General features: G+C 66.6%; 16 protein-coding genes. 4 read left to right on the top strand and 12 right to left on the bottom strand.

Going from position 1 to position 21,298, the window contains the following annotated elements; genetic code table 11:
- Window positions 1-8 precede the first annotated feature (8 nt).
- Together ACYQ6W_RS09295 and ACYQ6W_RS09290 are read left to right on the top strand one after the other, a co-directional pair.
- Window positions 9-641: an urea amidolyase associated protein UAAP2 gene (locus ACYQ6W_RS09295; protein ID WP_459674919.1), complete on the top strand. Its 633-nt coding sequence runs from the start codon at window positions 9-11 to the stop codon at window positions 639-641.
- Window positions 641-4,102 (top strand): 5-oxoprolinase/urea amidolyase family protein, encoded by a 3,462-nt coding sequence (locus tag ACYQ6W_RS09290; protein ID WP_459674918.1) that lies wholly within the window; start codon window positions 641-643, stop codon window positions 4,100-4,102. Before ACYQ6W_RS09295 ends, ACYQ6W_RS09290 begins: the two co-directional genes overlap by 1 nt.
- Before the next feature lie 45 nt (window positions 4,103-4,147).
- On the opposite strand, the gene ACYQ6W_RS09285 is transcribed toward ACYQ6W_RS09290, so the two are convergent.
- From ACYQ6W_RS09285 to ACYQ6W_RS09235, 11 genes are all read right to left on the bottom strand, one after another.
- Window positions 4,148-5,242, bottom strand: a complete 1,095-nt coding sequence (locus ACYQ6W_RS09285) for a zinc-binding dehydrogenase (RefSeq protein WP_459674917.1) — start codon at window positions 5,240-5,242, stop codon at window positions 4,148-4,150.
- Window positions 5,239-6,348, bottom strand: coding sequence for an ABC transporter ATP-binding protein (locus tag ACYQ6W_RS09280; protein ID WP_459674916.1), 1,110 nt, complete (start codon window positions 6,346-6,348; stop codon window positions 5,239-5,241). Before ACYQ6W_RS09280 ends, ACYQ6W_RS09285 begins: the two co-directional genes overlap by 4 nt.
- Entirely contained in the window at window positions 6,348-7,466 is a 1,119-nt protein-coding gene (locus ACYQ6W_RS09275) for an ABC transporter ATP-binding protein (protein WP_459674915.1), read from the bottom strand. Before ACYQ6W_RS09275 ends, ACYQ6W_RS09280 begins: the two co-directional genes overlap by 1 nt.
- Window positions 7,467-7,471: 5 nt before the next feature.
- Window positions 7,472-8,329, bottom strand: a complete 858-nt coding sequence (locus tag ACYQ6W_RS09270; protein ID WP_459674914.1) for a carbohydrate ABC transporter permease — start codon at window positions 8,327-8,329, stop codon at window positions 7,472-7,474.
- Window positions 8,316-9,239, bottom strand: coding sequence for a carbohydrate ABC transporter permease (locus ACYQ6W_RS09265; protein WP_459674913.1), 924 nt, complete (start codon window positions 9,237-9,239; stop codon window positions 8,316-8,318). The genes ACYQ6W_RS09270 and ACYQ6W_RS09265 overlap by 14 nt, the downstream gene beginning before the upstream one ends.
- 52 nt (window positions 9,240-9,291) lie before the next feature.
- The gene (locus tag ACYQ6W_RS09260) at window positions 9,292-10,734 is read right to left on the bottom strand and encodes an ABC transporter substrate-binding protein (RefSeq protein WP_459674912.1); all 1,443 of its coding nucleotides are present in this window, start codon (window positions 10,732-10,734) and stop codon (window positions 9,292-9,294) included.
- A 23-nt stretch (window positions 10,735-10,757) separates the two neighbouring features.
- Window positions 10,758-11,711 (bottom strand): helix-turn-helix domain-containing protein, encoded by a 954-nt coding sequence (locus ACYQ6W_RS09255; protein WP_459674911.1) that lies wholly within the window; start codon window positions 11,709-11,711, stop codon window positions 10,758-10,760.
- A 171-nt stretch (window positions 11,712-11,882) separates the two neighbouring features.
- Window positions 11,883-12,833, bottom strand: a complete 951-nt coding sequence (locus tag ACYQ6W_RS09250; protein ID WP_459674910.1) for an ABC transporter permease — start codon at window positions 12,831-12,833, stop codon at window positions 11,883-11,885.
- Complete coding sequence (locus ACYQ6W_RS09245; protein ID WP_459674909.1) at window positions 12,830-13,804, bottom strand: ABC transporter permease; 975 nt, start codon at window positions 13,802-13,804, stop codon at window positions 12,830-12,832. The genes ACYQ6W_RS09250 and ACYQ6W_RS09245 overlap by 4 nt, the downstream gene beginning before the upstream one ends.
- A gap of 1 nt (window position 13,805) precedes the next feature.
- On the bottom strand, window positions 13,806-15,278 hold the full coding sequence (locus ACYQ6W_RS09240) for a sugar ABC transporter ATP-binding protein (RefSeq protein ID WP_459674908.1): 1,473 nt from the start codon (window positions 15,276-15,278) through the stop codon (window positions 13,806-13,808).
- A gap of 21 nt (window positions 15,279-15,299) precedes the next feature.
- Window positions 15,300-16,319 carry a substrate-binding domain-containing protein gene (locus ACYQ6W_RS09235; protein ID WP_459674907.1) on the bottom strand — a complete coding sequence of 340 codons (1,020 nt, stop codon included), beginning with the start codon at window positions 16,317-16,319 and terminating at the stop codon, window positions 15,300-15,302.
- A 312-nt stretch (window positions 16,320-16,631) separates the two neighbouring features.
- Here ACYQ6W_RS09235 and ACYQ6W_RS09230 point away from each other — a divergent pair, with 312 nt between their 5' ends.
- Together ACYQ6W_RS09230 and ACYQ6W_RS09225 are read left to right on the top strand one after the other, a co-directional pair.
- The gene (locus tag ACYQ6W_RS09230) at window positions 16,632-18,935 is read left to right on the top strand and encodes an AsmA family protein (protein ID WP_459674906.1); all 2,304 of its coding nucleotides are present in this window, start codon (window positions 16,632-16,634) and stop codon (window positions 18,933-18,935) included.
- Between the two features lie 20 nt (window positions 18,936-18,955).
- Window positions 18,956-19,885 carry a DMT family transporter gene (locus ACYQ6W_RS09225; protein WP_459674905.1) on the top strand — a complete coding sequence of 310 codons (930 nt, stop codon included), beginning with the start codon at window positions 18,956-18,958 and terminating at the stop codon, window positions 19,883-19,885.
- Window positions 19,886-19,887: 2 nt separating this feature from the next.
- Here the strand turns inward: ACYQ6W_RS09225 and ACYQ6W_RS09220 are convergent, their stop codons facing one another.
- On the bottom strand, window positions 19,888-21,279 hold the full coding sequence (locus tag ACYQ6W_RS09220) for an MFS transporter (protein WP_459674904.1): 1,392 nt from the start codon (window positions 21,277-21,279) through the stop codon (window positions 19,888-19,890).
- Window positions 21,280-21,298: the final 19 nt, after the last annotated feature.

The raw sequence follows: 21,298 nt of genomic DNA, 5'->3' as shown, positions 1-21,298 counted from the left end.
GGCCCGCCATGTCAGACCGTACCCAGACCCCCTTGAGCGACATCACCATCCCCGCCCGCGCGCCCTATTCGGTGACGCTGGAACCCGGCGACATCCTGCGCCTGATCGATCTCGAAGGGCAGCAGGCGCTGGACGCGCTTTTCTACAATGCCGATGACATGACCGAGCGCTATTGCGCCCACACCACGCTCGCGCATCAGGCCAAGGCCGGCGGCAGCGCCTATCTCGGCAGCGGCAGCCGGCTTTTCTCCAACGAGAGCAGGGTTCTGCTCACCGTCATCGCCGATACCTCCGGCTTGCACGACACCTCGGCCGGCGCCTGTTCCTGCGAAGCCAATACCGTGCGCTTCGGCCACCACACACGCTTCATGCATGCGTGCCGGGAAAACTTCCTGCTGGAGCTTGGCAAATACGGCATGGGCAAGCGCGATCTCGTCTCCAACGTCAATTTTTTCATGAATGTGCCGATCAGCCCGGACGGCGAACTGGCGATCGCTGACGGTGTTTCCGCGCCTGGCGCCTATGTCGAGCTACGGGCGGAAACCCGCGTGCTGTGCCTCTTCTCCAACTGCCCGCAGGTCAACAACCCCTGCAACGGCTTCAACCCGACGCCGGTCCGCGCCATCCGGTGGGCCGGATAATGTTCCGCCGTATCCTGGTCGCCAATCGCGGCGAAATCCTCGGCCGCGTGATGCGCAGCGCACGCGGCCTCGGCATCGAGACGGTCGCCGTCTATTCCGACGCTGACCGTTTTGCGCCCCCCGTGCTCGCTGCCGACCACGCGGTGCATATCGGTCCGGCGTCGGCGGCCGAGAGCTACCTCAACCTCGACGCCATTCTTGCTGCCTGCGCCGAGAGCGGGGCCGAGGCCGTTCATCCCGGCTACGGCTTTCTTTCTGAGAAACCGGCCTTTGCCGAAGCCTTGGCGGCGGCCGGCATCACCTTCATCGGCCCTCGGGCCGAGCATCTGCGGGCCTTCGGCCTCAAGCACACGGCGCGCGCCCTGGCGCGCGCCGCCGGCGTGCCGCTGCTGCCCGGCACCGAGGTCCTGGCCTCGGCCGACGAGGCGGCGGCCGAGGCGGCCGTGATCGGCTATCCGGTGATGCTCAAGTCGAGTGCCGGTGGCGGTGGTATCGGCATGGCACTCTGCGCGGATGAAGCCGAGTTGCGGGACCGCTACGCCACGATCGCGCGGCTTGCCGCCAACAATTTTGGCGACGCCGCGCTCTTCCTTGAGAAATTCGTGGCGCGTGCGCGGCATGTCGAGGTGCAGGTCTTTGGTGACGGGAAGGGTGGTGTCGTCTCCCTCGGCACGCGCGATTGCTCCCTTCAGCGGCGCAATCAGAAAGTCGTCGAGGAAACGCCCGCCCCCGGCATCGGCCCCGCCATTCTGGCGGCGATGGAAGAGGCGGCCCGCGCGCTTTGCGCCAGCATCGCCTATGCCTCCGCCGGCACCGTCGAATTCGTCTATGATGCGGCAACAGAAGCGTTCTACTTCCTGGAGGTGAATACGCGCCTGCAGGTCGAGCATGGCGTGACGGAGGCCGTCTACGGTATCGACCTCGTGGATTGGATGATCCGGCTCGCCGCTGGCGATTTCAGACTGCCCGCACAGGAAAGCCTGGTCGCGCACGGCGCTGCGATCGAAGCCCGGCTCTATGCGGAAGATCCGGCGGCCGATTTCCGTCCGGCCTCCGGCCTGCTCACAGATTTCGCGGTGCCGGAGGATATCCGCGTGGACCGGTGGGTGGAGCGCGGTACCGAGGTCAGCCCCTTCTACGATCCCATGCTCGCGAAGCTGATCGCCACCGGTGCCACACGGGACGAGGCGATCGCCCGGCTGCGCACGGCGCTCGCACACAGCCGCGTGGCCGGTATCGCCACCAACCTGGATTATCTGCACGCCATTCTGGACCTGCCGGATTTTCGCGCCGGCACCATGACGACGCGCACCCTCGGTGCCTTCGACTACCGCCCGCGCGCCGTCGCGGTGCTGGAAGGCGGCGCACAGACCACGCTGCAATCTCTGCCGGGCCGTCTCGGCTTCTGGGAGGTCGGCATTCCGCCGAGCGGGCCGATGGATGCGCGTTCCTTCGCCCGCGCCAACGGCCTCGTCGGCAATGCGGCGGAGGTGACGGCGCTGGAACTCACCCTCACCGGCCCCACGCTGCGCTTCGACGCGCCGGCGCGGATCGCGCTGACCGGCGCCGCCATGGAAGCGCTTCTCGACGGCGTTCCTCTGCCGCATGACACGGCGGTTGAGGTGGCAGCGGGTCAGGTGCTGATGCTGGGCGCGATCGAGGGGCCTGGTCAACGCAGCTACCTCGCCGTGCGCGGTGGCTTCGCTGTGCCCGAATTTCTCGGCAGCACCGCGACCTTCACGCTCGGCGGCTTCGGCGGCCTCACCGGCGCTGCGCTCCAGGCAGGCGATTCGCTGCCGCTCGGCGATGCGCCGGAAGGGGTGGGCGAGATCCCGGAACGGGCGCCGCTGACGCGGGACTGGACTTTGGCCGTCCGCTACGGCCCGCACGGATCGCCCGATTTCTTCACGGATGCCGACATCCAAACTCTCTTTTTCGCGGCCTATGAAGTGCACCACAATTCGGCCCGCACCGGCGTCCGGCTGGTCGGACCGAAGCCTGCCTGGGCGCGGGCCGATGGCGGTGAAGCGGGGCTTCACCCTTCCAACATCCACGACAATGCCTATGCCGTGGGTGCGATCGATTTCACCGGCGACATGCCGATCCTGCTTGGGCCGGATGGCCCCTCGCTCGGCGGCTTCGTCTGCCCCGCGGTCGTGACGGCGGAGGATCGCTGGAAGCTCGGCCAGCTCGCCCCCGGTGATACCGTCCGTTTCCAGCGCGCGGACGCGGCGCCGGCCATTCTGACCACGCATCGTGACGTCGTGGTGCGCCGTGCGGGGGATGAGCATGTGCTGGTCGAATTTGGCCCCATGCAGCTCGACCTCGGCCTGCGCCTGCGGGCGCAGATGCTGCGGGATGGGCTCGCCGCACGCCAGCTTCCCGGCATCATCGATCTCACTCCGGGCATCCGGTCGCTGCAGGTCCATTTCGATCCGCACGTGATTGCACGCTCGACCGTTTTGGACGCGATTGCCGTGATCGACACCGCGGACGCGCATGCCAAGCCGATGCCGAGCCGGACGGTTTATCTGCCGCTGAGCTGGCGCGACCCGGACATCATGCTGGCGATGCGCAAATACCAGGAGACCGTGCGCCCCAACGCGCCCTGGTGCCCGGACAACATCGAGTTCATCCGCCGTATCAACGGCCTTGCGTCGGAGGAGGAGGTCAAGCGTATCGTCTTCGAGGCCGAGTATCTGGTGATGGGCCTGGGGGACGTCTATCTCGGCGCGCCGGTCGCGACCCCGGTCGATCCGCGCCACCGGCTGGTGACGACGAAATACAATCCAGCCCGCACCTGGACGCCGCAGAACGCCGTCGGCATCGGTGGCGCCTATCTCTGCGTCTATGGCATGGAAGGGCCAGGCGGCTACCAGCTCTTCGGCCGCACCATCCAGATGTGGAACTCCTGGAAGACGACGGAGGCTTTTCCGCCCGGTAGCCCCTGGCTTTTGCGGCATTTCGACCGCATCCGCTTCTATCCGGTCGACCATGCCGAGCTGCAGGAGATGCGCGCTGCCTTCCCGCATGGCCGCTTCAAGCCGCGCATCGAGGAGGGGCAGTTCTCGCTTGCCGCCTATGAGCGCTTCTGCGCCGAACAGGCCGAGGGCATTACGGCGTTCAAGGCCCGGCAGCACGCCGCCTTCGAAGCCGAGCGGGCCTATTGGGCAGCCGAGGGGCTCGATACCTTCGACGCGCCGGACGCGCCGCCGGCTGCTGCCGAAGCGGCGCTCGCACCAGGGGAACGCGGTGTCACCGCGCCCGTCCCGGGTAGCGTCTGGCAGGTTCTGATCGAGCCGGGTGCGGCGGTCGCGGCGGGCGACACCATTGCGATCCTGGAATCGATGAAGATGGAGGTGCGGGTGCGCGCGGCCTTCGGCGGCACAGTCCGCCAGATCACAGCGGCACCCGGCCAAGTGGTGCGCGCGGGCCAGCGCCTGGCCGTCATCGGCGCGTAATGTGGCTCTGCCGCACGGCCCGATCCGGCCGTGCGGCAGATTGTCTTAAGCCTGCGGCTCGGCACCGCCACCGATCATCAGCACCTTGATCGAGTTCAGCGAATTGGCGAGCTTGATCGCCTCGTCCCATTCCGTGAAGCCATAGGCGTGGGTCACGATGCCTTCAGAGGTGACGAGGCCACGGCTCAGCAGGTCGATCGCGATGGGGTAGCAATAGGGGCCGAGATGGGCGCCCCGCACGTCGAGCTCCTTACGGTCGCCGATGATAGACCAGTCAACCGATGTCTCCTTCCCGAAGACGGAGAACTCGACGAACCGGCCGAGCTTGCGGATGAGCTGGAGACCCTGCGTCACGCCCGAGGGCGAACCCGTCGCCTCGATATAGACGTCGCAGCCATAGCCGTCGGTCGCGGCGCGGACGATGGCATCGGCATCCTCTTCGGCCGGGTTGATGACGATGTCCGCGCCAAAGCGGCGGGCGAGCTCCAGCCGCTCGGGCACCATGTCGATGACGATGAGCTTTTTCGGCGTCTTGAGCTTAGCCACCTGAACCATCATCAGCCCGATAGGCCCGGCTCCGGCGATGACGACCACGTCATCGAGCTGCACGTCGCCGCGCTGCACGGTGTGGATGGCGCAGGCCAGCGGCTCGATGATCGCCGCATCGTTGAGGGAGAGCTCTGGTGGAATGACATGCACGCGGGCGGTGCGCGGGATGAGCATGTAGTCCGACATGCCGCCATCGGCGACGTCGCGCTGGAAGCCGAAGATGTGATGCACCTCGCACATCCAGTAGCTACCGGAGCGGCAATAGCGGCAGCGGTCGCAAGGCACGATCTGCTCGGCGATGATGCGATCGCCCGCCTTCACCCCGAAATGCGCCGCAGCGTCCGGCCCGAATTCATCGACCACGCCGAAGAATTCATGACCCGGCACGACGGGCGCCTTCACCCAGGGGTCCGCACCCCAGAACATCTTCGCACCCGACCAGCACTTGCAGTCGCTCGCGCAGATGCCGCAGGCCGAGATGCGGATGACCATTTCCCCCGCGCCGGGCACGGGGCGCGTCTTCTGCTCCACCCGGTAGTCTTCCGGGCCGTGGCAGACGATGGCAGTCATCTGGTTGTTGGGTCGCGTCATGATGCAGTTTCCTGAGCCAGGGATGGAAGGCGGCCCGCGACCTCGGCGCCATGCAGGATGGCGCGGCCGCTTGCGGCGTCAAAGAGGTGAAGGTCCCGCGGTGAGAAGCCGAGGGCGATGCTGCTGCCGCTGCGCACTGGCACACGCGCATGGGCGACCGCGATGAGGAGCTGGCCATCCATGTCGAGCGCGACATGGGCCTCGTCCCCCAGCCAGTGATTGGAGATGACGGTCGCCTGCCACTCCCCCTGGCCAAGCGTCACGGCATAGGGCCGCAGGCCGAGGACGACGGCTGTGCCAGGGGGCGGCAGGGGCATGCCGGGCAGGGCGACGCGCAGAGCACCGCGCCCCTCCAGCCGCAGTCCGTCGCCCTCGATGACCGCGGGGAGGGCGTTCATCGGCGGTTCACCGAAAAAGGTTGCGACGAAGAGATTGGCCGGGCGTTCGCGCAACTCGTCTGGCCGGCCGAACTGCTGAAGCACCCCACCTTCCATGATGGCGATGCGGTCCGCCATGGCATTGGCTTCGGTCTGATCGTGTGTAACGAGGACGGAGGTGAGACCGCGCGCCTTGGTGAGCGCTTTGACGCGCCCGCGCAGCACGGCGCGCAGCTGCGGTTCGAGCTGGCCCATCGGCTCGTCGAGCAGATGGAGATCGGCATCGCGGGCCAGCGCCCGGGCGAGCGAGGCACGCTGCTGCTGACCGCCCGAAAGCCCGGCGGGCTTGCGGCCCAGGATCGGCGTGATCTCCAGCAGCTCGGCCAATTCCCGCACGCGTGCCCGGTTGTCCACGCCCGCGCGACTGGTGAGGCCGAAGCCGATATTGTCTTCGACGGAGAGTGGCGGATAGAGGGCATAGCCTTCGAAGGCCATCGCCACTCGGCGCTCGGCCGGCGGCAGGCCGTCGATCCGGCGTCCGCCCAGGGTGATCCGGCCTTCGCTCACGCCTTCGAAGCCCCCGATCATGCGCAGCGTGGAGGTTTTGCCGCAGCCTGAGGAGCCGAGGAGCGCCACGAACTCACCCTTCTCGATCCCGAGGGTGAGGTCGTTGACCGCGCGAGTGGTGGCGCGGCCGTAGGTCTTGCTCACATGGTCAAGCTCGAGCATCAGGCGGCCTCCTCGGCTGGGGCCGCGGGTGCGCTGAGCAAGCCCCCGTTCGCGGCGTCATAGAGAAGGGCAGTGGCCGCCTCCGGCCGGAACCAGACCGTGCTTCCGGTCTCGGGCGGTTTGCCGACGAGGCTTGCGAGGATCTCGTCGTTCGCCTGCGTGCGCAGCAGCAGGACGACTTTGCCGTGCAGCGGCGTTGTCGCGGCCACCGTGGCTTGCACGGCGCCAGGGGCGCGGGCGCCGAGAATGGTGATGCTTTCCGGGCGCAGCCCGAGCAGCGCCTCCCGCCCCGCGATGCCGGGGGCGGCCGGCAGGGTGAGTTCGAGACCGAGTACTTGCACGGCGAGTCCGGCGGGCGTCGCCTGCGGCCTGCAGGGGAGCAGGTTGAGCGGCGGATCGCCGAAGAGCCGTGCCACCGCGACCGATGCCGGCGCGGCATAGATCTGCTCGGGTGTCGCGAGCTGCACGATCTCCCCGCCGATGAGGACCGCGACGCGATCGCCGAGTGCCATCGCCTCTCGATAATCCTGCGTCACGTAGATCGAGGCGGCACCGGCGCGGCGCAGCAGGCGAGGCAGCTCCATCCGCATCTCGTAACGGAGCTTCGCATCCACGTTGCGCAAAGGGTCGTCCATCAGCAGTACGCGGGGGGCGCCGACGAGGGCACGGGCGAGGGCGGTGCGCTGCTTCTGTCCGTTGGAGAGGGCCCGCGGCTGCTGGCCCAGTACATGGTCGATCTTCAGCAGCTTGGCGACGGCCGCGACCTTTTCGGTGATCTCCTTTGCCGGCAGTTTGCGCGCCTCCAACGGGCTGCGGATGTTCTCGGCGGCACTCATATGCGGGTAGAGCGCGAAGTTCTGGAAAGCGACGCCGATGCCGCGCCGCTCCGGCCCGACCATCGAGACGTCACGCCCGCCGATGAAAACGCGACCGATGGCGTTCGGATCGAGGCCGGCAATGGCGCGGAGCAGCACCGTCTTCCCGGCGCCGGAGGGGCCGAAGAGCACCAGCGTCTCACCTGGTGCGACGCTGAGGGAGACGCCACGCAGCACTTCCGTCTTGCCGAAGGCAGTGCGCATCGTCTCGATGCGGAGCCCGTCCGTTGCAGTGGGGATCATGCCGCTCATCCCTTCACCGCGCCCAGGCTGAGACCTTCGACCAGCCAGCGCTGCGCGTAGAGCGCGAGTGCCAAAGTCGGCAGGATGGAGAGCACGATCGCGGCGGCGATGATGCCATATTGGATGCCCGAGGCCGTGACGAAGGCGAGGGCGCCGACGGTGACCGGCTGCTTATCCGCAGAGGCCAGGACGAGCGCGAAGACGAAGTTGTTCCAGGCGAAGATGAAGGAGAGCAGGCCGGCTGCGGCGATGCCGGGGCCGGCAAGCGGGATCGCGATGCGCGTGAAGGCTCGCCACCAGGAATGACCGTCCACCCGATAGGCATATTCGATGTCGGGGCTGGCATCCTCGAAATAGCCGCGCACGATCCAGAGAATGAGCGGCAGGCAGATGAGCTGATAGATCCAGATCAGCCCGACATAGGTATTGCTGAGATGAATCGCCTGGAAATAGAGCGAGAGCGGCAGCAGCACCAGCAACGGCGGTGCGAAGCGGAAGGAAAGCAGGGTGAAGGCGATATCCTCCCGCCCACGGAAGCGGAAGCGCGCGAAAGCATAGGCCGCCGGCACGCCGAGGATGAGGGAGAGCGCGACAGAGCAGGTCGAGAGCAGCACAGAATTCCACAGATTGTGCAGGAACGTGATGTTCATGATGCCGGTCGCGGTGACGAGTTGGCCCGACAGCAGCGCCACGTAGTTCTGCAAGGTGAGATGCGGGGTCAGCGTTGGTGGCACCTGCAGCACCGTCTCGTTCGTTTCGAACGACATCAGCAGGATCCAGAAGATCGGAAATAGGAAGAAGATGACGACGAGGGTGAGCGCGAGCGCGCGCAACCCCCGAAGAACGGCGTTACGCGGCGCCATGGGCGCGCTCCCTCAGCTTGGACCACTGCCGCACGAAGACCTGGCTCAGCACATAGGTGATGGCCCAGAGCACCATCAGGATGGCGGCGGATCGCCCGACATTGGTGTAGGAAAAAAACTCGAGATAAGACCGCACCTGGAAGACCAGCAGGCTGTTGCCGGGTCCCCCCTGGGTCATCGCATAGATGATGTCGAACTGCTGAATGCTGTCCAGCGTGCGGAACAGCACGGCGGTGAACAGGAAGGGTGTCAACATCGGCAGGGTGATGCGCAGGAAGACGAAGCCGGCGTGAACACCGTCGAGCTTGGCCGCTTCGAAGGGTTGCTGCGGCAGAGAGCGCAGGCCCGCGAGCAGCAGGATCATCATGAAGGGCGTGTAGACCCAGATATCGACCAGCACGACGGTGAACATGGCCGTATGCGGGCTGGAGGCCCATTTGAAGTCTGTCAGCCCGACCAGGGAAATCAGCCAGCTCAGCACGCCGAAGCCGGGATTGGTCATCAGCTTCCACATCAGCGCGGCGATAGCGGGCGCCGTCATCAGCGGCATCAGCAGCGCGATCGAGATGATGTTGTTGAGCCGGCTCCGCTCGCGCAGCAGAAGGGCGATACCCAGACCCAGCAGCAGCTCCAGCACCACGGTCGAGACCGTGTAGATCAGCGAGACCTTGATGGTGTTCCAGAAGTCAGGATCAGTGAAGAGGCTGACGTAGTTCTTGAGACCCACGAAGCCGCGCAGATAGGGCATGGAGAGATTGTAGCGCTCCAGGCTGTACCAGACGGCGGTGAAGAAGGGGATGAGGATGCCGATGCAAACCAGCAGCGCCGGCAGGCTCAGCAGATAGGGCAGGGCGCGCGGCAGGAAGGGCCGCCGTGGTGGTGAGGAGGATGCGGCGGGGGTTTGGGACATGCTCTGCTCCAAGGCATGGGCAGCCGGCGCGCGCCGGCTGCCCTGAAGACGATCAGCCGAGGCCGGCGTCGCTCATCTGGCGGTTGGTGGCTTCCGCCAACTGGTCCAGTCCTTCATCGACCGGAATTTGCTTCGCGACCATCCGCTGCAGGGCGGCCGCCCAGTCCGTCGTCACGTTGAAGAAGAGCGGCTGCGGCGTGAAGTAGATCTTCGCGTCCGGCGAGGTGACCTGATAGGTCTCCAAGTAACCGGGCACCTTCTTGTTCATGACCTCCTGGAATTCCGGGTCCTTCCAGATGCTGGAGCGGACCGGATCCACCATGTCATGGCCGCGCGCACCGAAGAGCAGGTGATCCGTGCCGGTCGCCCATTGCATGAAGAGCCAGGCCGCATCCTTCCGCTGCGAGAAGTTGGACATGGCGAGCGACCAGATCCAGACATTCGAGGTCGGGTGGTTCATGTCCGGATTGGGCGCGATCGGCGCGAAGCCGAGCTGACCCTTCATCTTGGTGTTTCCGGTATCGGTAAAATAGCCCAGGCAGTCGGCGTCGAAGATCATGCCCGAGGTGCCGGCACCAAGGTCCGCGCCCACTTCATACCACGTATAGGTCGCCCAGTTCTTCGGCCCGCTGTCCTGCACCATCTTGACGAACTGCGCGGTGAATTCTTTCGACTCCTTGGAGTTGACCGCAGATTTTAGCTTGCCGTCGGTGACGTCGAAATCGCGCGCGCCAAAATTCGCGTAGCCCGAAAGGAAGCCGGGATGGATGGTGGCCCAGGAGCGGCTGCCACGTACACCCACGCCATACATGCCGTTGCCGCCCTGCTGGGTGATGGTCGCGGCCGTCGTCATCAGCTCCTGCATGTTCTTGGGCGGCGTCAGCTTGAGCTTGTCGAAGACGGGCTTGTTGTAGGTCAGCATATAGACCTCGAAGCCCCAGGGCAGCGCCCACTGCTTCGCACCGGGCCCACCGAGCGCATCACCCGGCTTGCCGGACCAGCTGTCGGAGGCGCGCAGATTGGGCAGAATATCGTCCCAGTTGTAGTTGGGCGCGACCTTGGACTTGTCCTGCAGAAACTCATTCATGTCGACAAGCCAGCCGGCCGGGCCGTACTGCCAGGTCTGGTAGGCGCCGGTCATGAAGGCGTCGTATTCCGTGGAGCGCGAGGAGAGAGCGGCCGTGACTTTGTCGAAGTAAACATCTTCGGGGAAGATGTCATAGGTGACGTTCATGCCGGTGAGCTGCTTGAAAGCCTCGAGATCGGCAATCATCGAGTCGGCGTAGGGGTGCTTGTTCAACAGCAGCTTGAGCGTGGTACCCTTGTAGGCCTGCCAATCGAAATCGGCGGCCAGCGCCTTCGTCGCCGCGGCGTTGACCATCATGTCGGCCATACCGGCGGTGACGCCGAGTGCCGCGAGGCGGCGCATCAGGTCGCGCCGGCCGATGCCACGCGCCATGAAGGCATCGCAAAGATCTTTGGCTTTTTCGTGCATGGTATCCCCCCAGTTTGCTCTTGTTATGGATAGGCGGAAACGTCCGCACCGCCGTATCTGTGCGGCTTGGCAGCCGGTGGCGGCGCGGGAATGGCGGTGGCTTCGGCAAGCCGTGCAACGGCACGGTGATGGGCGCGGAATGCCCGCGGCGACATGCCCTTATGTGCCAGGAACTGCCGGTTGAAGTTGGAGAGGTTGTTGAAGCCGACCCGGAAGCAGATGTCGGCGACACGCATATCCTCGTCCCCGGCCAACATCTCGCAAGCCCGCTTGATGCGCATGCCGTTAACGTAGCTCACGAAGCTGACGCCGGCGTGGCGGCGGAACGCGCGCGAGAAAGCGGCGGGCGTATAGCCGCTGAGTTCTGCCATTTCCGCCTCGCGCAGGTCACTGTGAAAGTTCGAGGCGATATGGTCGAGCACGATGTTCAGCGGCTGAGCCATGTAGGTTGCAGGATCCGGCCGGTAAGCGCGGCTGGACAGGACGCGCTTGGCGGTCGAACGGTGCATCAGGTCGAGGAGCGCGAAGAACAGCGCCAGACGGCGCACCCCTTGTGCGCTCAACAGCTCGCGTAGCAGCGGTTCGGCGGCGCGGCCATCCTCGACGGAAAACTCGATGCCCCGTGTCGAATCCCGCAGCAGGTCGTCGACGAAGGCCATCTCCGGAAAGGCATCCTTGCACCGTTTCACGAAATCCGCGCCGAACTGAACGATGAGGCCGCGTTCCGGCACGCTGGTGCCGGGCGGCAGATCGCTGATCCAGTTATGCGGCAGATTCGGCCCGGTGAGAATCAGATTGCCCGGCCCGAAGGTGCCGACATGGTCGCCTACGAACGCCCGGCCGCTGGTCGTGGTGACAAGGTGAATCTCGTATTCCGGGTGAAAATGCCAACGAACCGTACGGAAGGGATAACCATGCGCCCAGGCGGCGAAGGAAACGTCCGTGTGAACGCTGACAACTTCGAGGTCAGGCTGCATGTGATGCGCGACCTGAGCGTGCCGAGACGAGAGTCATGACCTCCTCCGACTGATGAGGGCGTCTGATCGTCGCGCCCTTCTTCTTGAGACGCAGGCTATCGCGCGTCCGGAGGGTCAGTCTACATCACGCGGCTTGGGCAAACCGATACTATTTTGCTCGTCTCGGGGCGGTCAGCGCAGGCGGCGCCTGCCGCCCGCGATGGTAATGACCGCGATGATGATCAGCCCGGTCATCACGTCGCGCAGGCCCGCGCCGAAGCCCGCGGTGTTAAGCAGCGTCACCACCATGAAGAGAAAGAGCGAGGCGCCCCAGATGCCGGGCAAGTTGGCGGCACCGCCGGCGACCGAGGTGCCGCCGATGACGACGACGGCGATGGAGCTGAGCAGATACTCCGCTCCCATGTCGAGCGAGGAACCACCCGTGAAGCCGGCGAGCAGGGCCCCGGTGAGGCCGCCGAGCGCTCCGCAGAGCAGGTAGGTGAGCAGCCGCACCCGCTCCACGCGAAGGCCGGCCAGTCGCGCGGCGCGCATGTTCTGCCCCGTTGCCAGGACCGCGCGACCGTAGAGCGTGCGGTGCAGCAGCACCGCGGCGAGCAGCGTGAGCACCAGCGCGGCCAGGGCCAGAACGGGCAGGCCGGCTACCCGCAACACCGTGAAATGGCCAAAGGCGGGCGGCGGCGTGATCTGCAGCCCGCGCCCGTAGCTGATCCCGGCCGAGACCAGGATGAAGCTCGCGGCCAGCGTTGCGATGATCGGCGGGATGCGCAGCAGGCGGATGAGCGCGTAGTTGAAGGCGCCGACCAGGAGGCCAACTGCCACGGCACAGGCGAGGCCCAGGGCAATGCGGCCGTCCTGCTCGGCCATCACCTGCATGGCGACGGCACCGGACAGCCCGATATTGGCGGGCAGCGAAAGGTCGATGTTGCCGGGCCCGAGGGTGATGACGAACATCTGGCCCATGCCGACGAGCACGGTGAAGACCGAGAAGGCGAGGGCCGCGGAAAGCATACCGCCAGCACCCTGGCCATGGGCTACGGCGATCGCGAGCAGCCAGACGGCCGCGGCGCCCAGGAAGGACCACAGCCAGGGCTTGCGGCCGAGCCAGCGGAGAGACGCGCTCATGCCTCGCTCCTGTTGATCAGGGCGCGGGCGGCCAGGATGACGATGAGGATGATTCCCTGTGCCCCCACCTGCCATTCCTGAGGGATGCGCAAGGAGGGCAGCGCCGCGATGTGGAAGAAGTTCAAGGCGACCGCGGCCAGCTGAAGCGTGAGCGCACCGATGACGGCGCCGATGGGCGACACCCGCCCGCCGACGAACTCCGCCCCGCCTAGAATGGCGCCTGCGATCGAAAGCAGGGTGTAGCCGTTCGCCATATTGGCGTCGCCGGAGGTCGAAATGCCCACCAGGGCCAGGCCCGACAGCACGCCAAAGAAGCCGGCGCAGCCATAAGCCGTCATCCTCGCTCGCAAGAGCGACCAGCCGGCGCGCTGAATGGCGTGGGCATTGCCGCCGACGCCGCGCAGCATCGTGCCGTAGGTCGTGCGCATCAGGCCGAAATGCACGACGAGAGCGATGACGACGGCGGCCACCACGGGGAAGGGCACCACGGGAATGCGCTGGCCCACGAAGCTCTGCAGCCAGTCCGGCGCGGTGCCGCCCGGCGTCGGGCGGATGAGAATGGCAAGGCCGAGCCATACGAAGCTCATGCCGAGGGTCACCACGATCGAGGGCAGCTGCCGCAGATGGATGAGCGCGCCGAGGCCGGCATAGAGCGCAATGGCGGCGATGAGCACGAGGCTGGCGAGCCAGGGCTGCTGTGGCATCCAGGTGGCGATGACGCAGCCGCAAAAGCCGACGAAGGCGCCGATGGACAGATCGAGGTCGTTGACCGTGATGACGAAGAGCTGGGCGATGGTGGCGAGCGCCACCGGCACCGCGAGGTTCAGCATCAGGGTGAAGCCCATGTAGCTGATGGCGCGCGGGTTGAAGCTCGCGATGGCGAGCAGAACCAGCGCGAGAGAGATGGCGGGCAGCAGCGTGCGCAGCAGGCGCGCGGGAGAGAAGCCGGGTCGGGTGGCGAGGGCGCTCATGTCACGCGGCCTCCTGGAAGGAGGCTTGGATGAGCGTCTGCTCCGTCAGGTCCGCGCGTTCCAGTTCGGCGACGATCCGGCCATGCCGGAAGACGTAGACATGGTCGCAGTTGCGCAACTCCTCGAGTTCCGTCGTGTACCACAGGAAGGTCCGCCCGGCCGCAGCTTCGGCGCGGATGAGGTCATAGACGTCGAGCTTGGTACCGATGTCGACACCCCTCATCGGGTCGTCCATCACCAGGATGCGTGCATCCGATCCAAGGGCGCGGGCGAAGAGCGCCTTCTGCTGATTGCCGCCGGAGAGCGAGAGGATGGGGTTCCCCATGTCGGGCGTGCGGATGCCGATCCGCGTCCGCCACTCTTCGGCCATCGCGCGTTCTTTGGCCGGGGACAGCAGCAGGCTTTGGCGCAGACGTTTGAGGGAGCGGACCGTGATGTTCTCGGCGATCGACCACAAGGGGAAGACGCCGTCTACCTGGCGGTCCCCCGCGACCAGGGCGACACCCGCCTGGGCGCTGACACGGGCGCCGCGCGGACCGGCTTCCAGCACGTCCATGAGGAGCTCGGTTTGGCCATGGCCGGAAAACCCTGCGAGACCGACGATCTCGCCCTCATGGGCGAGCAGGTCGAGGCCACCTGCCTGGGCGCGGGGCCGGGCGCGCACCATCAGCGGCGTCTGGCCGCGGCTTTGGCTCCGGGTGGCTGGCGGCTCCTCCGCATCGAGGGCGCGGGCGCCGCCCATGGTCTCCACGAGGCGATGGCGGTCGAATTGTGCAGCCGCGTCCTCCGCCACCACCCGGCCGTCGCGCATCACCACGATACGGTCGCAGGTGCTGAGGATTTCACCCAGAATGTGGGAGATGAGAATGACGCTGCCGCCCCCGGCGACGAACCGTCGGGTGAAGGCGAGAAGCTGTTCGGCGGTGGCGGCATCCAGGGAGGAGGTCGGCTCGTCCAGGATGACGAGCCGCGGCGCCGCGTCTGAGACGCTGAAGGCGCGGGCGATCTCCACCATCTGTCGGCGGCTGAGCGACAGGTCCGCGACCAGGCTGTCCATGGCGAGACCGTGCCCGGGGAAGATCTCGTCGAGCTGCGCGCGGATCAGGGCGCCCGCGCGGCGGCGCCAGCCTGGGCCGCGGATCGTCGGATGCATGATGCGGGCATTCTCGGCGATCGTCAGGTTGGGGCAGAGCGAAAGCTCCTGGAAGACGCAGCGGATACCGAGCCGCTGCGCGGCCGTGATCGTGTAGCGCGCGCCCTCCTCCAGGCCCGAGACATGGAAGCGGCCCGTGCTGGGCGCGAGCGCCCCTGCGAGGACATGCATCAAGGTGGATTTGCCGGCGCCATTGTGGCCGACGAGGCCAAGCGCCTGGCCTTGAGGGATCGAGAGATCGACGCCGCGCAAAGCCTGCACGGCGCCGAAACTCTTCGTGACGTCGACGAGCCCGATGATGGGCGGGGGAGTGTCCAGCATGAGCCGTCTAGGTCGCCATCGTTACTTGGACTGGCTGGCGGCGATGGCCTTGATCGCGTCCGCCTGACTGTACTCGGTGTTGTAGACGCCGCCGACGGGCGCCGCCTTCAATGCTTCGTCCAGATGCGCCTGATCGACGGTGAGCGCCGGGAAAGTGATGTCATGCGGCACCTTCTTCCCGTCGAGGATCTGCTGCGCTACCCAGAAGGCGAGCGTCACGCCGCCCGGCGCGATGGAGGCGGACCAGGTGGTGTAGCCGTTCTTGTCGTGCTGTTGCTTCCACCAGGCCAGCTCATCCTGACGGTTGCCCATGATGATGATCGGCACGGGGCGCCCGGCGCCGATGAAGGCCTGGGCCGCACCGTAGCCATCGCCGCCCTGATCGACCACGCCGACGACCTGGGGCAGGGAGGGCAGAACGGTCGCGACCGCCTTCTGCGCCGTCGCTTCGTCCCAGTTGCCGGTGACGGAGCTGACGATCTTGAAGTTTGGATGGGCCTTCACGCCCTCCTCGATGCCCTGGTGGATCAGATTGTCGATGGAGGTGCCGGCGAGGCCGCGGATTTCGAGAAGGTTTCCGCCCTGGGGCAGACGCGTGGCGAGATAATCCACCTGCTGTCGGCCCATGCCGACGTAATCGATGCCGACGCGATACGCGCAAGGCGCGGACACCGTGCCGTCGAAGGAGACGACGGTGATGCCCGCATCGCAGGCCGCCTTGACGGCGCCGTTGAGCGCTTCCGGCGAGGCCGCGTCGATCACAATGGCGTTGTAGCCCTGCAGGATGAGGTTCTGGAGCTGCGCCGCCTGGGTCGGCACTTCCTTATCCGCGGTGGTGAAGGCGTCCGCCGCGGCAACCGTATGGTCTGCAACCGCAGCCTTCGTTACCTTCGCCCAGGATTGCAGCATGGCCTGGCGCCAGGAATTGCCGGCGTAATTGTTCGAGAGCGCGATGCGGGCGTCCGCGGTTCCTGCGAAGGCGGCGCCGGTGGTAAGACAGGCTGCGCCAAGCATGGCGCTGGCGAGCAAAGCTTTCTTCACGATGTCCTCCCATGCCCTGTTCATCGGGCTTTGTGCGGTCCCCAGCCTCGGGTGAAGCGGGCGCGTCACTTTTAGTCTGAAGATTGTCATTTGTCGCGATCGGCCTGTCAACATGCCGGACAAGCTGCGTCTCACGGGCGTCTGCGTTCCCCGTGGCGCGCCGCGACCACGGCCCCGCACGCCGCCTACCAAGGTTGCCCTGACACCTTTGTGATCGCCCGTTTCCCGCATGATCCGTCCAGGAAACGGTTGCGCCCATGCCGTCCGGGCGGCACACGGGACCGGCTGCTTCGATGGAAGAGAGGAAGGCCATTGTCTCGCCGTGCCTGGGTGCTGTCCGCCCTTGGCGTGATCGTTCTGCTGCCGGCGCTCGCGCTTGGCCTTGCGGTTGCGCTCGTCGATCCGAATGAGTTCAAGCCCGAGATCGAGGCGGCGGTTCAGCGCGCGACCGGGCGTGCTCTGACGCTTGCGGGGCCGATCACCCTTACTCCCGGCTTCGAACCCTGGATCGAGGTCAGCCAGGTCAGGCTCGCCAATCTTTCCGGCGGTTCCCGCTCCTACATGGCGCGCGTTGACAAGATCCGCGCCCAAATCTCCCTCCTCGCCCTGCTGCATCAGCGCATCGAGATCACCCAGCTCGACCTGACGGGGCCGAACATCCTCTTCGAGGAGGTCAAAGGCGAGCCGAACTGGTTCTTCCACGCGCAGGGGGGAAGCGCCGCAGGCACCGGCGCGGCCGACATTCCGCGCTGGTTTCACCCGACGCTGCGGATCCGGCACCTGCACATCGTCAACGGCATGGTCACCTCCCGCCTGCCCGCGCGCACCAACGTCATCGGCATTCGGAACCTGGAGGCGGCGCATCCGACCGACCGCGGCGCTTTCACGCTGGCCTCCACGCTGGTCTATCAGGACAATGCGCCCTTTGACCTCGGCATGACGATCCAGCCGACGGGCCAGGTTGCCGACCCCTGGCAGGCGGCGCTCCATTTCCGCGCCTTCGGTGCAAAGGCCGATGCCTCCGGTACGGTAACGCTGGCCGGCGACTATGATCTCGCCGTCAGCGGGGATGCGCCGAAGCTTGAGGCGCTCAACGCCCTCCTGCCGCCGATGCAGCTGCCGCCGCTGCATGATCTCACGTTCGAGACGCATATCACCAACGGACCTGTGCGGGGCGATTTGCCGGTGATTGGCGCGACGACGCTGCATTGGAGCGGCGTCGATCTATCGGCGCGCATCCCCGGCCTGAGTTTTGGCGCGGTGGATGCCGCGCTCGACAAGCCCGGCGGCACGGCGCGAGTGAAAGGGCAGGGGCATTACGCCGGTGCGCCCTTCACCCTCGCTGCGTCCCTCGGCGTTCCGCTCCATCTCGACGGCCGCAACACCGTGCCGGTGACGCTGGACGCAACGGCGCTTGCGGGCGATCCGGCCAAGCTGCATCTCGCAGGCAAGCTCTCGGCCGATACGACCACCTTCGCCGGCCTGACGGCCCAAGTGGTTCTAGACACGCCGCGTCTGTCCCGCCTGCGGCCGCTCGTCTCTCCGGCGCTGCCGGATCTCACGCAAGTGCATTTTGTCGGAGGCGTGAGCCTGCCTGCCGACCTCAAGAGCCTGTCTCTGAGCGGGGCCAAGCTCACGGCCTCGGCCGGCGATCTCTCTGGCAGCGCACGCTTCGGTCTTGGCGGCGGCGTAGCGGTGGCCGCCAAGCTCACCTCCAACCGGCTGGATCTCGACGCCCTGCTCAAGGCTCTCGGCCTCGGGGTCAAACCTGCGGCGCCGGCGGGCACCGCAGGTCCCGTGTTTTCGCGCACCGACTTGCCTTTCTGGGCGGCCTTGCGCGGACCGGACATCGATGTGGCGGGCACCATTGGCCGGCTCACCTTCCAGGGTCAGTCATGGGACAAGATCGGCCTCGCCGTGCGTCTGAAAGACGGCCGGCTGACGCTGGACCGCATGCAGTCGGCGCTTGCCGGTGGAGCGGTCGACGGATCCTTCACCGCCGATGCCACGCGCAACCCGCCCAGCCTGCATCTCGTTCTGCACGCCCCGGGCGTGCCCTTGGCGCTTCTGATCCAGCGGTTCGGGCTGCCTGGGCCAGCGAATGGCGGTCTTCGTGTGGATGCGGATCTTTCGGCCAACGGTGCCAGCCCGCATGCGATCGCCGCATCCCTCGCCGGCAGCCTTTCCGCGACGATGGGGGCGGGCAGCATCCGCAACCAGGCGCTGATCGATCTCGCCGCCGCGTCCCTCAAAGCGTTGAACATCGTGGTGCCGCGCGATGGGATGACGCAGATTCGCTGTTTCGGACTGGCCGGCACGATCGACAGGGGCGTCGCCTCCGTCAGTACGCTGGCGCTGAACAGCACCTACCTGCAGCTCGACGGGCAGGGCCAGATCGATCTCGGTCGGGAGAGCCTGGCCCTGAAACTCACCCCACTCGCCCGGGTTTCGGGCTCGTCCGTCGCTGTACCGGTGGTGGTGGATGGCCCGTTCCGCACGGCGCAGGGGCGCCTCGATGCCGGGGCGCTGCAGAAAGTGGGCATTCTGCTCGATGCCCTGTTCGGGGGCGACAGGCCGCGGACCTGCGCCGAAAGTGGCCTTGGGGCGCCGAGCTGAGGCCGAGGAAGGATAGATCCATGCAAGGTATCGCGTTGAGCGCCGATGAGACGCATCGGAGAACCGTGCGCGGGTTGGTGATCTCCTTCCTGGGATACGTGGCCTATGCGCTCAGCGATGCCTCGGTGCGGGCCCTACATGGCACCGTGCCGCCCTTTGAACTGATGTTCTTCGGTGCCTTGATCGGCTTCGCCGCGATTCCGCTTGTGCGACAGGCAGGGGAAGGGTGGCGCGATCTTGTCACCTGCCGCAATGGCCGCATGTGGCTGATCCGTGCCGGCGCTGCCGCCCTCGGCGCCCTCTCCTCGGTCGTCGCCTTCACCGAGCTGCCGATGGCGGAGGCCTTCGCGCTGATCTTCCTGCTGCCGAGCTTCGTCACGATCCTCTCGGTCATTTTTCTCAAGGAGACGGTAGGTTGGCGCCGATGGTCAGCCGTCATCCTCGGCTTCATCGGCGTGTTGATCGTCCTGCGGCCAGGCTTCCACGCGCTCAAGCTCGGCCATGTCGCGGCGCTGAGCAGCGGTTTCGCCGGCGCGGTCACCATCGTGGTGCTGCGTCATCTGGGCCACTCGGAAAAGCGCATCTCGCTCTATGGCGCCGGGCTCATCGGTCCGCTCGCCGCGGGGCTCGCGGTCAGCCTGCCGCACTTCGCCTGGCCCCCGCCGCACGACCTCGCCTTCATCCTCTCCTATGGGCTGATGGGTGCCGCCGGCAACGTGCTGATGATGGTCTCGTCTCGGCTGGCGCCCGCGAGCATTCTGGCTCCCACCCAATACAGCCAGATGCTCTGGGGGATTGGTCTCGGCTACGGGCTATTCGGGGACCATGCCGACGGCATCATGATCATCGGTGCGGCCATCATCATCGCTGCGGGACTGATCACCTTCACCCGCGAAAAGGCGAAGCTGCCGCAGCTCGTGGCGGAGCACCCGCCCGTCCATCCGCAATAGGATCAGGCGGCGTCGGCGGTCTTGGCGAGGACGCGGGATGCGCTCAGCCCGGCGCCGAGCAGAGCCGCGAGCACCGCGAAGGTCAGGCAGGTCTTGGTGGGCGCCACGTGGGCGAGGCCCAGAGTGAGGGCGACCAGCATGCCGCCCGTGGTCTGCCCCAGCAGGCGGGAGACGGAGATCATGCCGCTTGCGCCGGAGATGCGGTGCCGGGGTGCGGCCATCAGCATCGCTTTGTTGTTGGGCGGCTGGACCATGGAGAAGCCGCAGCCGGCCACCGCGATGCGCCAGGCGACGTCGAGGTTGCCGGGGTCGGCCGGCAGAAGCCGCAGCAGCAGGAAGCCGGTGCCGCAGATTACGAGACCGAGCGAGGTGAGGAGCGCCGCCGGATAGCGATCGGCCAGCCGGCCGACGAGCGGCGCCGTCAGCACGATCGCCACCGGCCAGGCGGTGATGATGAGCCCCGTCTCCACCGGGCTGCGATGCAGCACGTCCGTCAGGTTGAAGGGCATGGAGATGATGAAGAAATTGGAGGCGACGAAGGCGAGGAAGCCGGCTGCGAAGGCGATGGAGAAGGCAGGCCGCGCCAGGAGATCGACCGGCAGCAGCGGATGCGTCCGCCGCAGTTGCAGGCGCACCAGCACGATCATGCTGACGAGGCCGAGGGCAAGCAGGATGCCGCCGCGCAGCGCGCCGTCGCCTTGGGCGAAGCTATCGCCCCCGGTGATGAGGCAGCCGAGACCGAGCGCCAGCAGCGCCGTGCTCAAGCCGTCGAAGGGCACCGGCGTGCGCGGTGTTTGCGGAAGGGCTGCGGCGGCGAAAAAGAGCGCGACGGCACCAAGTGGAAGGTTGATGAGGAACAGCCATTTCCAACTCGCGAAGGAGAGAACGGCGGCTGCGACGGAGGGCCCGAGGGCGACCCCGAGCGCGATGACTAGGCCATTGAATGCGATGCCGCGGCCGAGGATGTTCGCGGGATAGATGAAGCGGATCAGCGCGGCATTGACGCCGAGAATGCACGCGCCGCCCAGTCCTTGGATCGCCCGCGCGGCCGCGAGTTCGGGAAGCGTCTGGGATGCCGCGCAGAGCAGGGAGGCACCGACGAAGGTGACGAGGCCGATGCGGCACATGCGGGCATGGCCGAACTTCTCGCCGAGCGTCGCGACCGGCAGCAGTGCGATGACGTTGGCGAGCTGGTAGGCATTGATCACCCAGATGGAAGCGGAACTGCTCGTATGCACGTCCCGCGCGATGTCGGGCATGGCGATGTTGACGACGGTGTAGTCCAGCACGGACAGCAGCACGGCGAGGGCGACCGCCGTCATCGCCTTCAGGCGCGCGGCACGCGGCAGGCCGTCTGGCACGGAGCGGGGGGCAGGCGCGGGAAGGGCGGACATAGCCCTTCCCTAAGCCGTT

The sequence above is a fragment of the Acidisoma sp. 7E03 genome (assembly GCF_054665075.1).
Note: the sequence above shows the minus strand (reverse complement) of the source record. Positions and strands in the feature narration are given on the sequence as shown.